At 72.3% G+C, this 13815-nt stretch carries 14 protein-coding genes; 7 read left to right on the top strand and 7 right to left on the bottom strand.

Annotated elements, in window-relative coordinates:
- The first annotated feature begins 208 nt into the window (after positions 1 to 208).
- The 5 genes from ACGFYH_RS18290 (at position 209) to ACGFYH_RS18270 (ending at position 5218) form a co-directional block, all read left to right on the top strand.
- Positions 209 to 1222 (top strand): substrate-binding domain-containing protein, encoded by a 1014-nt coding sequence (locus tag ACGFYH_RS18290; RefSeq protein WP_393804148.1) that lies wholly within the window; start codon positions 209 to 211, stop codon positions 1220 to 1222.
- Positions 1223 to 1290: 68 nt separating this feature from the next.
- Entirely contained in the window at positions 1291 to 3843 is a 2553-nt protein-coding gene (locus ACGFYH_RS18285; protein WP_393804147.1) for a nitrate- and nitrite sensing domain-containing protein, read from the top strand.
- Positions 3840 to 4259, top strand: a complete 420-nt coding sequence (locus ACGFYH_RS18280) for a roadblock/LC7 domain-containing protein (RefSeq protein WP_007445343.1) — start codon at positions 3840 to 3842, stop codon at positions 4257 to 4259. Before ACGFYH_RS18285 ends, ACGFYH_RS18280 begins: the two co-directional genes overlap by 4 nt.
- A gap of 1 nt (position 4260) precedes the next feature.
- A complete protein-coding gene (locus tag ACGFYH_RS18275) occupies positions 4261 to 4620 on the top strand; it encodes a DUF742 domain-containing protein (RefSeq protein WP_393804146.1) in 360 nt (119 codons plus the stop codon).
- Positions 4607 to 5218: an ATP/GTP-binding protein gene (locus ACGFYH_RS18270; RefSeq protein ID WP_393804145.1), complete on the top strand. Its 612-nt coding sequence runs from the start codon at positions 4607 to 4609 to the stop codon at positions 5216 to 5218. Before ACGFYH_RS18275 ends, ACGFYH_RS18270 begins: the two co-directional genes overlap by 14 nt.
- Before the next feature lie 12 nt (positions 5219 to 5230).
- Here ACGFYH_RS18270 and ACGFYH_RS18265 read toward each other — a convergent pair whose 3' ends face one another.
- The 4 genes from ACGFYH_RS18265 to ACGFYH_RS18250 all read right to left on the bottom strand — a co-directional run bounded on the left by ACGFYH_RS18265 (position 5231) and on the right by ACGFYH_RS18250 (position 8789).
- Positions 5231 to 6190, bottom strand: coding sequence for an ABC transporter substrate-binding protein (locus ACGFYH_RS18265; RefSeq protein WP_393804144.1), 960 nt, complete (start codon positions 6188 to 6190; stop codon positions 5231 to 5233).
- A 75-nt stretch (positions 6191 to 6265) separates the two neighbouring features.
- Positions 6266 to 6931, bottom strand: a complete 666-nt coding sequence (locus tag ACGFYH_RS18260) for an ABC transporter permease (RefSeq protein ID WP_393804143.1) — start codon at positions 6929 to 6931, stop codon at positions 6266 to 6268.
- A complete protein-coding gene (locus ACGFYH_RS18255; protein WP_393804142.1) occupies positions 6928 to 7635 on the bottom strand; it encodes an ABC transporter permease in 708 nt (235 codons plus the stop codon). The genes ACGFYH_RS18260 and ACGFYH_RS18255 overlap by 4 nt, the downstream gene beginning before the upstream one ends.
- Complete coding sequence (locus ACGFYH_RS18250) at positions 7632 to 8789, bottom strand: ABC transporter ATP-binding protein (protein ID WP_393804141.1); 1158 nt, start codon at positions 8787 to 8789, stop codon at positions 7632 to 7634. Before ACGFYH_RS18250 ends, ACGFYH_RS18255 begins: the two co-directional genes overlap by 4 nt.
- Positions 8790 to 9204: 415 nt before the next feature.
- Between ACGFYH_RS18250 and ACGFYH_RS18245 the strand changes: the two genes are divergently transcribed.
- Positions 9205 to 9921: a response regulator transcription factor gene (locus tag ACGFYH_RS18245; RefSeq protein ID WP_393804140.1), complete on the top strand. Its 717-nt coding sequence runs from the start codon at positions 9205 to 9207 to the stop codon at positions 9919 to 9921.
- Positions 9918 to 11348 carry a sensor histidine kinase gene (locus tag ACGFYH_RS18240; RefSeq protein WP_393804139.1) on the top strand — a complete coding sequence of 477 codons (1431 nt, stop codon included), beginning with the start codon at positions 9918 to 9920 and terminating at the stop codon, positions 11346 to 11348. Before ACGFYH_RS18245 ends, ACGFYH_RS18240 begins: the two co-directional genes overlap by 4 nt.
- Positions 11349 to 11357: 9 nt before the next feature.
- Here ACGFYH_RS18240 and msrB read toward each other — a convergent pair whose 3' ends face one another.
- From msrB to ACGFYH_RS18225, 3 genes are all read right to left on the bottom strand, one after another.
- Positions 11358 to 11774 carry a peptide-methionine (R)-S-oxide reductase MsrB gene (gene msrB / locus ACGFYH_RS18235; RefSeq protein ID WP_393804138.1) on the bottom strand — a complete coding sequence of 139 codons (417 nt, stop codon included), beginning with the start codon at positions 11772 to 11774 and terminating at the stop codon, positions 11358 to 11360.
- A gap of 13 nt (positions 11775 to 11787) precedes the next feature.
- Positions 11788 to 13191, bottom strand: coding sequence for a UDP-N-acetylmuramate--L-alanine ligase (gene murC / locus ACGFYH_RS18230; RefSeq protein WP_393804137.1), 1404 nt, complete (start codon positions 13189 to 13191; stop codon positions 11788 to 11790).
- Positions 13192 to 13277: 86 nt separating this feature from the next.
- Entirely contained in the window at positions 13278 to 13751 is a 474-nt protein-coding gene (locus ACGFYH_RS18225) for an indole-3-glycerol phosphate synthase (RefSeq protein ID WP_393804136.1), read from the bottom strand.
- Between the last annotated feature and the right edge of the window lie 64 nt (positions 13752 to 13815).

Genomic DNA, 13815 nt, shown 5'->3' with positions numbered 1-13815 from the left:
TTCCGCTTCGGCCCGCTTTCGCCGTCCCGTTCATCACGATGCGGCACCGAGAACTCACAGCAGTTCGCTGGTCACTTGACTACCAGCGGTCACACACGGTTTGCTCCGGCCAGGCGAGTTTCTCCCGGTTGGTCGCACTGACCCGCGGCTCCGGGCCACCTCGTCCCGTTCCTCCTGCTCGGCCGTACAGCGAGGTGCCCCAACCCCCATGAGTACATCTCCCCCGCCCACCCACTCCCCCGTACGTCTGAGCACCGCGGTCCTCGCCGCGGCCGTCTGCCTGCTGGTGGCCGGCTGCTCCGCCCCCGGCGGGGAGGAGGACGGTTCGGCCGCGGACGCCGCGGGCGGGTCCGGCACCGGCCGGATGAAGATCGTCATGGTCACCCACGGCGGTGAGGGCGACGCCTTCTGGGACCGGGTGCGCAAGGGCGCCGAGGCCGCGGCCGCCAAGGACGGCGTCGACCTGACGTACGCGGGCGACGCCGACACCGCCGACCAGGCCGACCTGGTACGGGACGCCATCCGCGACGAGGCCGACGGCATCGCCGTGACCCTGGCCAAACCGCAGGCGATGAAGGCACCGGTCGCCGAGGCCAAGGCGGCCGGGATCCCCGTGGTCGGCCTCAACTCCGGTATCGACGCCTGGCGGTCCACGGGGCTCCTGGAGTACTTCGGGCAGGACGAGAGCGTCGCGGGCCGGGCCGTCGGCGAGAAGCTGAACGACCTCAGGGCCAAGCACGCCCTCTGCGTCATCCACGAGCGCGGCAACGTCGCCCTGGAGGCCCGCTGCGCGGGGGTGAAGAAGACCTTCCAGGGCGAGGCCGAGATGCTCTACGTCGAGGGCACCGACATGGAGGCGGTCGGCGCGGCCGTCACGGCCCGGCTGCGGCAGGACCCCAGCATCGACGAAGTCGTCATGAACGGCGCCGCGTTCGCGCTGACCGCGGTCAAGTCGGTGGACGAGGCGGGCAGCAGTGCCCACGTCGCCACCTTCGACCTCGACCACGACCTGGTCGCCGCCGTCAAACGCGGGGACGTCCAGTTCGCGGTGGACCAACAGCCCTATCTGCAGGGCTACCTCGCGGTGGACGCGCTCTGGCTGTACCGCACCAACGGCAACGTCAGCGGCGGCGGAGTGGCGCCCGTGCTGACCGGCCCCGCGTTCGTGACCCGGACGAACGCCGACTCGGTCGCGGAGTTCGCCGCGGGCGGCACCCGGTGACCGGGCCCCACGGCCGACGGCACCTCCGCGTCCCCGCTCCCCTTCCCCACTGATCGCCTAGGACGACGATGTCTGCACGGAAGACCCGGAAGACGCGGAAGAGGGGTGCCCGGCGCCGCCTCGGCTCCATCCGTCTGTCCCTGATCCTCCTGGCCCTGGTCCCCGGCGTCACCCTCGCGGCGGTGTGGGGCGTCACGACGATCCAGATGTTCTCCGAGGGCCTGCGGCTGCGCGCGCAGACGGAGCTGAGCCGCGACACCGGCGCCATGGGCACCGAGGCGGCGCTCGCCCTGCAGAAGGAGCGCAGTCTGTCCGCGGCCCTGCTGGCCGCCCCGGACGGCGACCGGGCGGAGCTGGACGCGCAGCGCCGGAAGACGGACGAGGCGGTCGCCCGGCTGGTGGGCCAGTCCGACGCGATCGAGAGCGCCCCCGACCGGGTCTCGGACCGGCTGTACTCGGTGCTCGGCTCGGTGGGCAGCCTGGAGTACTACCGCGACCAGGTCGACGACCCCACCGACATCACCGCCGAGCAGGCGCTCGACCAGTACACCTCGATCGTCGACGAGCAGATCCACGCCTTCCAGGAGCTCTCCCAGGTGGACGACGGCGACCTCACCTCGCAGGCCGGGCCGCTGGTCGCCATCGAACACGCCGCCGAGCTGGTCTCCCAGGAGGACGCCCGGCTCACTCTGGCCTGGCCGTCCGGCCGGATGGACGAGGCGGAATGGGAGCGGTTCTCCCAGCTGGTCCACACCCGGCGCTGGCTGGTCCAGGACCAGATCCTCCCGTCGCTGAGCGGCAGCGCGAAGGCCCAGACCGAGCGGATCCTCGCGAGTCCCGAGTGGAGGACGCTCCAGAGCGTCGAGGACCAGGTGCTGGCGGCTCGTGCGGCGGACGGGGACGACCGGATCTCCCTGCCGGAGCTGCGGCAGCGGTGGGCCCCCGCCATGGAGAAGGTCTCCGAGCGGTACAGGCAGCTGATCGGGCAGCAGACGGGCGGGCTGCTCGACCGCAGCGCCGACGAGGCGCGCGGGCTGCTGATCACGGCCGCCTCCCTCAGCGCGGGCGGCCTGGTCGCCCTGCTGCTCTGCATCGTCATGTCCTGGCGCATCACGCGCTCGCTGTCCCGGCGGCTGCGCGGCCTGCGCCTGGCCACCCTGAGCCTGGCCGAGGAACGGCTGCCCGACGTGGTGGCCCGGCTGGAGCGGGGCGAGACCGTCGACGTGGAGTCGGCGACCCCGCCGCTGGACTACGGGCGGGACGAACTCGGGCAGGTCGCACAGGCGTTCAACACGGCACAACGCACCGCCGTGCACACCGCCGTCGAACTCGCCGACACCCGGCGAGGCTTCCAGAAGGTGATCCTGGGCATCGCCCGGCAGAGCCAGAACCTCGTCAACATGCAGCTCGGCAAGCTGGACGCCCTGGAGCGCGAGCACACGGACCCCGAGATCCTCAAGGGGCTGTACGAACTGGACTCCACGGCCAGCCAGTTGCGGCGTTACGAGGAGAACCTCGTCATCATCAGCGGTGAGCAGCCCCGGCGGACGTGGCGCGAGCCCGTGTCGCTCGTCGACATCCTGCGCAGCGCCGTCGGCGAGGTCGCCGAGTACCAGCGGGTGGAGCTGCACACCGACGAGGAGGTGGCCCTCGCCCCGCCCGCGGTGGCCGACGTGATCCACCTGCTGGCCGAGCTGATCGACAACGCGACCGCGTACTCCCCCTCGCCCAACCCGGTCGGCGTGCGGGCGGCGCTGGTGGCCAAGGGGCTGGCGGTGGAGATCGAGGACCGCGGGCTCGGCCTCTCGGAGGAGGACTACGCCTCGTTCAACGCCCAGTTGGCGGTGGCCCCGCAGTTCGACGTGGTCGCGCTCGCCGACGACCTGCGGCTCGGCATGTTCGTCGTCGCCCGCCTCGCGCACCGGCACGGCATCACCGTCACGCTGCGCCCCTCCCCGTACGGCGGGACCACGGCGATCGTGCTGATCCCGCACGACATCGTGGTCCGCGAACCGGTCGGCGGGACGGACGGCGACGACCATCCGGCGACCGGTACGACGGCCGGTACGACGGCCGGTACGACGCCCTCCGACTGCGGGACCGCCCCGGCCGCCCCCTCCGCCGCGGCCTCGGGGAACGGAGCGGACCCGGCCGTCGGCGAACGGCCCCCGCGGTCGTCCCCGCCGGCGCCCGCGAACCGGTCCGCGGCCCACGCGGACTCCTCGGGCTCACCCGGCTCACCCGGCTCACCCGGCTCACCCGGCTCACCCGACGAGCGGAACGGACTCGCGCCGTTGCCCCGACGGGTGCCGCAGACCAGTCTCGCCGCCGAGCTGCGCGACGAGGACCCGGGCGTTGGACGGGACGGCCCGGACAACGCGCCCGACGACGACTGCGCCGACTTCACGGCCGAGCGCGCCGCCTCGTCCCTGGCCGGTTTCCAGCGTGGCACCCTGCGGGCCCAGACCGACGACGACACGGACACGGGCGCCGACTCCGGCTCCGACTCCGGCTCCGATTCCGACTCCGACTCCGACTCCGACTCCGACGGGCAGGTTCTCTCCTCCGCCGCCCCCTCGACTCCGACCGCCGACCGACCGCCGACGAAGGACACCCGATGACCCGACCCTCCCCCGCCACGCACACCGAGCTGGACCAGTTGCTCACCGGACTCGTGGAGCGGGTCGCCGACGTGAACCAGGCCGTGGTGCTCTCCGAGGACGGACTGGTCGTCAGCAAGTCCACCGGGTTCCTGCGTGACGACGCCGAGCGGCTGGCGGCGACCGCGTCCGGCCTGATGAGCCTCAGCAAGGGCGTCAGCATGGACTTCCGGGGCGGCCCGGTGCGCCAGGCGCTCATCGAGATGGCCAACGGCTACCTGATACTCACCTCCGCGGGCCCCGGCGCGCACCTGGTCGTACTGACCGGCCCGAACGCCGACGTCGGCGTGGTGGCGTACCAGATGAACATGCTGGTGAAGAAGATCGGCGAGCACCTGAGCGCGGCACCGCGGGCCACCGCCGGCCCCGGCGAGTGACGTGACGGGAGGCGACGCGGGGGGCCGGCTCGTACGGCCGTTCGCCCTGACGGGCGGCCGGACCCGGCCCAGCCGCGCCGACTTCACCCTCATCACGACGGTGACCGCTCTCGACCCGCAGCCCGTCCGGGCCGCGCGGCCGCAGCCCGAGCACCTGCGGATCCTGCGGCTGTGCGCCGAGCCGGTCGCCGTGGCGGAGATCGCGGCCCGTCTCGACCTGCCGGTGAGCGTGGTCGTCATCCTGCTCTCGGACCTGCTGGAGGCCGGCCGGATCACCGCCCGGCCGCCCCGCCTCGTCTCCCGCGCCACTCCGGACCTGGACCTGCTGCAGAAAGTGAGGGACGGCCTTGGCCGGCTCTGAGCGCGTCGCCCCGGCGCCCACGGCATCCGCACGCTCCACCGCGCCCGAAGCGGTGAAGATCCTGATCGCGGGCGGTTTCGGCGTCGGCAAGACCACCATGGTCGGGTCGGTCAGCGAGATCGCCCCGCTGCGCACCGAGGAACCGCTGACCGCGGCGGGCCTCGGCGTCGACGATCTCGCCGGTATCGAGGAGAAGCGGGCCACGACCGTGGCCCTGGACTTCGGCCGGATCACCATCGGCCGGGACCTGGTGCTGTACCTCTTCGGTACGCCCGGTCAGCAGCGGTTCTGGTTCATGTGGAACGACCTGGCGATCGGGGCGCTCGGGGCGGTGGTGCTGGTCGACGTCCGCAGGCCCGAGTCGAGCTTCGCCGCGATCGACTTCTTCGAGCGGCGGGGCATTCCCTTCGTCGTCGGCGTCAACGGCTTCCACGGCCGGCATCCGTACCCGGCCGCGGAGATCCGCGAGGCCCTCGCGCTGCCGGAGCACGTTCAGGTGCTGCTGTGCGACGCCCGGGAGCGGACCTCGAGCCGGGACGTCCTCGTCGCCCTGATCGACCGGCTGATCGACGCCGCGACCGGAGCCGCGGCGTCGTGACCGCGGCCCCCGTCAGACCAGGCCCGCGGACTCCAGCCATGCCTTGGCCACGTCCAGCGGGTCCTTCTTGTCCAGCTGCACCTGTGCGTCCAGGTCGAGGAGCGTCTCGGTGTCCAGCTTGGCGGAGACCGTGTTGAGCGCGGTCACGCCCTCCTTCGACAGCCCGTCCTTGTTGACCAGCGGGGTGACGTTCGCGTAGCCGAAGAGGCTCTCCGGGTCCTTCAGGACGACGAACTTCTCCTTGATGATCGTGGGGTCGGTGGTGAAGACGTCCGCCGCCTGCACGGTGTTCTTGGTCAGCGCCGACTGGGTCAGCGGACCGCCCGCGTCGAGCGCCTTGAAGGACTTGAACTTCAGGCCGTACACCGACTCCAGGCCCTTGAGGCCCTGCTGCCGGGTCTGGAACTCGGGCGACCCGCCGATCACGAGGTCCGGCGCCGCTTCCTTGAGGTCGGCGAGGGTCGACTCGGCGGTGAGACCGTACTTCTTCGCGGTCTCGGCGTTGACGCTCACCGAGTCCTTGTCCTGGGCCGGGGACGACTGGAGCAGCGTCAGCTTCTTGTCGAGCTTGGCCTTCGCCGCCTCGTTCACCGCCTCGGCGGACTTCTGCTCGGCATCGGGGTCGAGGTAGGCCAGCAGTGAGCCGTTGTACTCCGGCAGCACCGTGACGGAGCCGTTCTTCATCAGGCCGTACGTCGTCTCCCGACTGCCGATGTTGTGCTTGTAGGTGACCTTGAGGCCCTTGGCCTTGAGCGCCTCGCCGTAGATGTCGGCGAGCAGGGTGCTCTCGGCGAAGTTGTTCGAGCCGACGACGACGGTGCCGGCCTCCGCCTTGTCGCCCGCCAGGGGGTCGGAGGAGTCGCCGGAGTCGGAGGAACAGCCCGCGAGCAGCGCCGCCGCGGCGGTGAGCGCGAGGGCCGCCGCGCCGGTGTGCCTGGTCCTGGACCTGCTGCTCTTCGCGGTGAATGTCATCCGTCGATCCAAACGAGCCACTTGCCGGTCAGTCAAGAACGGCCTGGTTACGTTTTCACCGCCATCGTGTGCCTTTCAGCGCCTGCGCACCCCCGGCGACACCGCGAACCGTCCCACCGCCCAGAAGAGAGCGAGGGTGACGAGGGCCAGGACGGCCACCAGTGTGGCGCCGCCGACCACCTTCTCGTAGTCGCGCTGGTAGAGGCCGTCGATGATGTAGCGGCCGATTCCGCCGAGGCTGACGTACGCGGCGATGGTCGCCGTCGAGACGACCTGGATGGCCGCCGAACGCAGTCCGCTGAGGACGAGCGGGAGGGCGACGGGGAGCTCGACCCGGAACAGGATGCTCGACTCGTGCATGCCCATGCCCCGCGCCGCGTCCACCGGGGAGGGGTCGACCGAGCGGACCGCCTCGTAGGTGGTCACGAGGATCGGTGGGACGGCGAGCACGACGAGCGGCACCATCACGGGCAGCAGGCCGATGCCGACGACGACGGCGATCAGCACCAGCAGTCCGAAGCTGGGCAGGGCGCGGGCGGCGGTGGCGACGAAGGCCACGGCGTTGCCGCCCCGTCCGGTGTGCCCGGTCAGCAGCCCGACGGGCAGCCCGATCACGGCGGCGAGGCCCAGCGCCATCAGCGTGTACTGGACGTGTTCGAGCAGCCGTTGCGGGATGCCGTCGTAGCCGTGCCAGTGGGCGCTGTCGCTGAAGAAGGCGTTGACGAAGTGGAGGACGTTCACCGGGCCGCCGCCTCCCGCGGTCCGGGCCGCTCCCGCCGCTCGGCGGCGCTCCCCCTGGGGCGCCTGCCGCGCGGCATCCACGGCGTCAGCAGGTTGCGGACCAGGACGAGCAGCGCGTCGCACAGGACGGCCAGTACGGCGGTCGTCAGGACGGAGTTGACCGCCAGCTCGGGCCGCCCGTACTTCTGGGCGTCCGCGAGCAGGTTGCCGAGGGCGCCCTGGTTGCCGATGAGGGCGCCGACGCTGACCAGGGAGATGCTCGCCGACACGGCCACCCTCAGCCCGGCGAGGATCGCGGGCACGGCGATGGGCAACTGCACCTGGAGGTAGCGCCGTATGGGCCCGAAGCCCATGGCGGTGGACGCGGCCAGGGTCTCTTCGGGCACCGACCGGACGCCGTCGACGATCGCCGGGACGAGCACCACCAGACTGTAGACGGCCAGCGGGATCATCACGGTCAGCTCGGTCTGGCCGGTGTAGTCGATCAGGACCACGAAGACGGCCAGTGACGGGATGGCGTAGAAGACGGTGGTCACCCCGAGCACCGGCGGGTACAGCCAGCGGAACCGCACGCAGAGCTGCGCGACGGGCAGCGCGGCGAGCAGTCCGGCCAGGACCGGCAGCAGCGCCTCGCGCAGATGCAGGACGATCAGGCCGAAGTAGGTGTTGTCGAGGTCGCTCGGGATGTCGAAGAAGCCGTTCACGGGGCGACCTTGGTGGTGTCGGCGGCCTCGGCGGCGGCCGCCGCGTCACCGGCGCTGTCCGCACCGTGGGCGGTGCGGATGGCCTCGCCTATGGTCTGCTGCGAGGCGACGCCGGTCACCCGGCCGTCGGCGTCCACGGCGACGGCCCAGCCGGTGGGCGAGAGCACGGCGCAGTCGAGGGCGGCCCGCAGCGAGTCGGTGCCGGGTACGAACGGCCGCCCGTAGGACAGCAGGCGCTCGGGCACGACGTCCCCCGCGGTCAGGTCCCCCGGCTCGGCCCAGCCCAGCGGCCGGTCGTCCGCGTCGGTCACCAGCAGGTGGGGAGCGTCGGTGGCGGCGGCGAGCCGCTCGGCTCCGGCGTCGGCGCGTACGACCGGGCCGGTGGTCAGCTCGAGGTCTGCGGAAGGGAAGAAGGAGAGCCGCCGGATGCCGCGGTCGGCGCCGAGGAAGTCCTCGACGAAGGCGTCCGCGGGGTCGGACAGCAGCTCGGCGGGCGGCGCGAACTGGGCGAGCCGGCCGCCGGTGCGCATCACGGCGACCATGGTGCCCAGCTTGATCGCCTCGTCGATGTCGTGCGTGACGAAGACGATGGTCTTGCCCAGTTCGTCCTGAATGCGCAAAAGCTCGTCCTGCAGTCCCTTGCGGACCACGGGGTCGACCGCGGAGAACGGCTCGTCCATGAGCAGCACCGGCGGATCGGCGGCGAGCGCCCGCGCCACGCCGACGCGCTGCTGCTGGCCGCCGGAGAGCTGGTACGGGTACCGCTTGCCGAGGGAGGCGTCGAGCCCGACCCGTTCCATCAGCTCCGCGGCCCGCTCGCGGGACTTCTGCCTGCCCCAGCCGGTCATGCGGGGCACGGTGGCGATGTTGTCGATGATCGTCCGGTGCTGGAAGAGCCCGGCGTTCTGGATGACGTACCCCATCGAGCGGCGCAGCGTCGTGACGGGCTGCTGCTGCAGGTCCTCGCCGTCGAGCAGGATCGTCCCCTCGGAGGGCTCGACCATTCTGTTGATCATCCGCAGGGTCGTCGTCTTGCCGCAGCCCGAGGGACCGACGAGGACCGTGATCGCGCGGTCGGGTATCTCCAGCGACAGCCGGTCGACCGCCACGGTGCCGTCCGGGTACCGCTTGGTGACTGATTCCATCCGTATCAAAACGCCGAATGCCCTTCGGGTCTGGCAGAAGCTGCCCGCTCCGGCCGCGGTCGGTGGGGCCGTCGCCGGTCGAGTGTAGACGGCTGAACCGCGGGGCTCGCCGCTCCGGGGCGACTCCTTCCCCCTGCTCGGGCGTTCACACGGGCGTCCTGCCGCGCTGTGGCGCGGCCGCGGCGACCGGTGGCGCCGGTGTCCTGGCCGCCGTCGCCGCGCGTCCACGGCGCACACCTCGCGGTCCGGCCGCCGGTCGCCCGGTGTGCGTCGTCGGGGCACGACCGCCGTGCCCGGCCGCGCGCCGCCGGTGCCGTGCCGGACCTGTCGTTTTCCTGTCGGGAGGCTTTCAAACACCTGTCGATTCCGGTACGGCGGTCTCCGCGCTCTGGGGTGCGGGCGGCCGGTGGCGCAGTATGAGCGGGTGGAAAAAGTGCGACTCCTCGTGGTGGACGACGACCCGCCCATCGCCGACCTCGTGGCCACGGTCGCCCGCTACGAGGGCTGGGAGGCGGTCACCGCGAACTCCGGCGAACAGGCGCTGCGGCTGGCCGCGGGGTTCCGTCCGGACATCGTGGTGCTCGACCTGATGCTGCCCGACGTCGACGGCTTCGGGGTCCTTGACCGGCTGCGCGGCGCGGGCACGACGGTGCCTGTGGTGTTCCTCACCGCGCGTGACGGCGTGGCCGACCGGGTGGCGGGGCTGACCCGGGGCGGGGACGACTACCTGGTCAAACCGTTCGCGGTGGAGGAGCTGATGGCCCGGCTCCGCACCGTGCTGCGGCGCGGCGCCGGGCCGGGCTACCCGCGGTCGGTGCTGCGGGTGGCGGACCTGGCGATGGACGAGGACACCCGTGAGGTGCGCCGCGGCGGACGGCGGCTGTCACTGACGCCGACCGAGTACGAGGTGCTGCGCTACCTGATGCGCAAGTCGCCGACCGTGCTGACCAAGGCTCAGATCCTCGACCACGTGTGGGAGTACGGCTTCGGCGGCCGGTCCAACGTCGTGGAGCTGGTCGTCAGCCGGCTGCGCCGCAAACTGGACGACGCGAACCGCGCGCAGGGCACGGACGGCACGGATGAGCCGCTGATCCAGACGGTGCGGGGCTTCGGCTACGCGATCCGGCGGGCGGCCGGGTGATACGACGGTGGTGGCGCGCCTACCGCGGCCTGCGGCTGGGCACCCGGCTGACGCTGGGCCTGGGGATGCTGTCCCTGGTGGTGTTCGCCGTGGTCGGCACGGTGCTGACCGCGTACATGCGGGACTATCTGGAACGGCAGCTCGTCGACCAGATGAAACTGGTGCAGGTCGTGCAGTCCAAGGACGCGGCGGCGCACGGCACGGTACGGCGCAAGCCCTATTACGGCTGGTACACGGCCGTGTACGACGTCTCCGGCACCTCGGCGGACCTGCGCACTCCCGCCGAGGTGCCGGCGGACAGCGCCGCGCTGACCGCTCTGGCGCGGACGATGGCCCGCTCGGAGGAGGACCTCACCCGCACGGTGCGGATCGGCGGACACGGTCCCTATCTGCTGCGGGCCTGCGAGGTCGAGCCCGGGGTGGTGCTGGTCAGCGCGGCGCCCCTGGGCGATGTCGAGGACACCGTGGAGCAGCTGATCACGGTGCAGGTCGTCGCCTTCGGGCTGGCGCTGCTGGCCCTGGTGGTGTTCGGGCGCCGGATGCTGCGGCGCGGGCTGAAGCCGCTGAGCGACATGGCGAGCACGGCGCACGGCATCGCCTCGCACGACCTGACGGAGTCCGCCGCCCGGCTGCCGCTGCGGGCCGACGGACGGGACGGCGGGCGGGAGGTGGCGGAACTGCGGACCGCGTTCAACGCGATGCTGGAGCACATCGACGCGTCGCTTGCGGTGCGTGCCCGGGCCGAGCAGCGGCTGCGCCGGTTCGTCGCGGACGCCTCGCACGAGCTGCGCACCCCGCTGATGTCCGTACGGGGCTACGCCGACCTCTTCCAGTACGCGGCGGCCAACGCGCCCCGGGAACGGGAGCGGCATCTGGCCCGGCTGCGCGCCGAGGCGGCCCGGATGGGGGTGCTCCTGGACGACCTGCTGCTGCTCGCCCGGCTGGACGCGGACGAGGTGGAGGCGCCGCTGCGGTGGGAGGAGGCGGATCTGACGGAGGTGGTGCGGCAGGCGGCCGACGCCTTCCGCGCCGGTCGCCCGGACCATCCGCTGACGGTGACGGCCGGGCCTGCGGCGGTGCGGCTGCGCATGGACCCGCAGCGGATCCGGCAGGTGCTCGACAACCTGCTCGCCAACGCGGCCGTGCACACCCCGCCGGGCACCAGGGTCTCGGTCACGGTCTCCGCCACGTCCGGGGCGGCCCGGGTGTCGGTCGCCGACACGGGCCCCGGCATTCCGGCGGCCGACCGGGAACGGATCTTCGACCGGTTCTACCGCGTCGACAAGGCCCGCGGCCGCGACCGGGGCGGCAGCGGCCTGGGCCTGTCGGTCGCGGCTTCGCTGGTGCGGGCGCACGGCGGCACCATCGGGGTGGGCGACGAGCCGGGGGCGACGGTGTTCACCGTGACGCTCCCGGCCGGCCGGTGAGCGGCTGTATCAGCCCGCGGTGCCCTCCGCGGGCTCCAGCCGCAGCGAGACGCTGTTGATGCAGTACCGCTGGTCGGTCGGGGTGGCGTACCCCTCGCCCTTGAACACGTGCCCGAGGTGCGACCCGCAGCGGGCGCAGCGCACCTCGGTGCGGACCATCCCGTGGGAGCGGTCCTCGATCAGCTCGACCGCGTCGGTGTCCTTCGGGTCGTAGAAGGACGGCCAGCCGCAGTGCGACTCGAACTTGGTCGTGGAGGTGAACAGCTCCGCACCGCAGGCACGGCAGGAGTAGACGCCCTGGGTCTTGGTGTCGGTGTACTCACCGGTGAAGGCCGGCTCCGTGGCGGCCTGGCGCAGGACGGCGTACTCCGCCGGGGCCAGCTCCGCCCGCCACTGCTCGTCCGGCTTCTCGACGTCGTACGACATGAGTCTCAGCCCCTTACCTGTTCGCGTCCGTGCTGGAAAGCTGGTCGAGGATGCGCGGTCCGAGGTCCGTGACGTCGCCCGCGCCCATGGTGAGAACGAGATCACCGGCCTTCGCCATTCCCGCGACCGCCGCGGGCGCCTCGCTCTTCTCGCGCACCGGTGTGACGTCCGCGCCCGCGGCCCGGGCGGCCTCGACGATCAGGTCGCTGGTGATGCCCGGGATCGGGTCCTCGCGGGCCGGGTAGATGTCGAGGACGACGGACGCGTCCGCGAGGGCCAGCGCGTCGCCCATCTCCTTGCCCAGTTCCTGGGTGCGGGAGAAGAGGTGCGGCTGGAAGAGGACCAGGATGCGTGCGTCGCCCACGGCGGCGCGCATGGCCTCCAGGTCGGCGGCCATCTCGGTGGGGTGGTGCGCGTAGGAGTCGACGACCTGGACACCGGCCGCCTCGCCCTTGAGCTGGAGACGCCGCTTGACGCCCGTGTACGCGGCCAGCGCGGGGGCCAGCTCGGTGGCGGGGACGCCCAGGGCCGCGCCCGCGGCGAGGGCGGCGACCGCGTTGTGGGCGTAGTGGCGGCCGGGGACGGAGACCGCGAAGGTCAGCTCGGCGCCGTCCATGACCACGGTGACCTCGCTCTTGAGGCCCTGCGGGACGACCGACCGGATGCGCACGTCGGCGTCCTCGGACTCCCCGTACGTCACCGTCCGCACCTTGCCGGCCAGCCGTCGGGTCAGCTCCCGGGCGCCCTCGTGGTCGGCGGCGATCACCAGGGTGCCGCCGGGGACGATCCTGGCGGCGAAGGTCTCGAAGGACTCGTAGATCTCGTCCATCGACGCGTAGTTGGCGTGGTGGTCCAGCTCGACGTTGAGGACGACGGCGACCTCGGGGGCGTACTTGTGGAAGCTGCGGTCGCTTTCGTCCGCCTCGGCGACGAAGATCTCCCCGCCGCCGTGCAGGGCGTTGGAGCCCGGCGCGTCCAGGTCGCCGCCGATCGCGTACGACGGGTCCAGACCCAGCTCGGACAGGGAGACCGCCAGCATCGAGGTGGTGGTGGTCTTGCCGTGCGTGCCGGCCACCGCGATCGGGCGCAGGCCGTCCATCAGGGCGGCGAGCGCGTCGGAGCGGTGCACGACCGGGACGCCCAGTTCGGCGGCGCGGGCCAGCTCCGGGTTGTCCTCGCGGATCGCCGACGAGACGACCACACAGCTCGCGTCGTCGGCGAGGTGCTCCGCCGCGTGGCCGATGTGCACGCTGACGCCCAGCGCGCGCAGCGCCTCGGCGGTCGCGGACTCCTTGGCGTCGCTGCCCCCCACCGCGGCACCGCGCTGGGCCAGGATCTTGGCGATGCCCGACATTCCGGCGCCGCCGATGCCGATGAAGTGCGGTCGGGCCATGGCGGTAGGAAGGCCGGGTGCCATGCGCTGTTCTCCCCAGGGGTGCGACGGGTGGTGCGAGAGGTGGTCCGCTGATGGACGCGCCCCCTCGGCGGGGGCGCGGCACCAGCCTATGCCTTGCTGTGGGAGAAGAGTTTCAGGACCGGTACGCCGACCTTGTGCCGGGCCCGCGAGGCCCAGTCCCGGTGGAAGAACTCCTCCACGTAGTGGGGGTCGGTCAGGACGATCACCTCGTCGGCCGCGATCTCCATGACCAGGGCCTTCAGCTCCTCCAGCGGGTGGTTCTCGATCAGCCGCCCCTCGGCCCGGGCACCGGACGCGCGCAGGGCGGTGAGGGACACCTCCAGGGCCCGCTCTCCGACGCTCTGCGCCTCCCGGCCCTCCGGGGTCTCCCCCTCCCGCACGGCGTCGTCGAGCTCGCCGAGCGCGACGTCGTCGATGGCCCGCAGCAGGCGGTCCGCCTGATCGCCGCGCGGCTGGAGCAGCACGTGGAAGGCGACCCGCTCATCCCCGTGCAAGGTGGTGACGAACTCCACGTCGGCGGACGTCAGGGCCTTCTCAATCATCAAAACGCTTGTGAACACCAGGCGCCCCTTCTCCTTCTAGGGCCCGTGGGCCCACCCTCCGTAGGCCGTACCGGACCCTGCG

It is taken from the genome of Streptomyces sp. NPDC048392 (genome assembly GCF_043200575.1).
In the GTDB taxonomy this organism is placed as follows: domain Bacteria; phylum Actinomycetota; class Actinomycetes; order Streptomycetales; family Streptomycetaceae; genus Streptomyces.
Note: the sequence above shows the minus strand (reverse complement) of the source record. Positions and strands in the feature narration are given on the sequence as shown.

What these genes read in the sequence shown, in the direction of transcription:
- ACGFYH_RS18290 (WP_393804148.1), top strand. Translation starts at nt 209, where the DNA reads ATGAGTACATCTCCCCCGCCCACCCACTCCCCCGTACGTCTGAGCACC.
- ACGFYH_RS18285 (WP_393804147.1), top strand. Translation starts at nt 1,291, where the DNA reads ATGTCTGCACGGAAGACCCGGAAGACGCGGAAGAGGGGTGCCCGGCGC.
- ACGFYH_RS18280 (WP_007445343.1), top strand. Translation starts at nt 3,840, where the DNA reads ATGACCCGACCCTCCCCCGCCACGCACACCGAGCTGGACCAGTTGCTC.
- ACGFYH_RS18265 (WP_393804144.1), bottom strand. Translation starts at nt 6,190, where the DNA reads ATGACATTCACCGCGAAGAGCAGCAGGTCCAGGACCAGGCACACCGGC.
- msrB (WP_393804138.1), bottom strand. Translation starts at nt 11,774, where the DNA reads ATGTCGTACGACGTCGAGAAGCCGGACGAGCAGTGGCGGGCGGAGCTG.
- murC (WP_393804137.1), bottom strand. Translation starts at nt 13,191, where the DNA reads ATGGCACCCGGCCTTCCTACCGCCATGGCCCGACCGCACTTCATCGGC.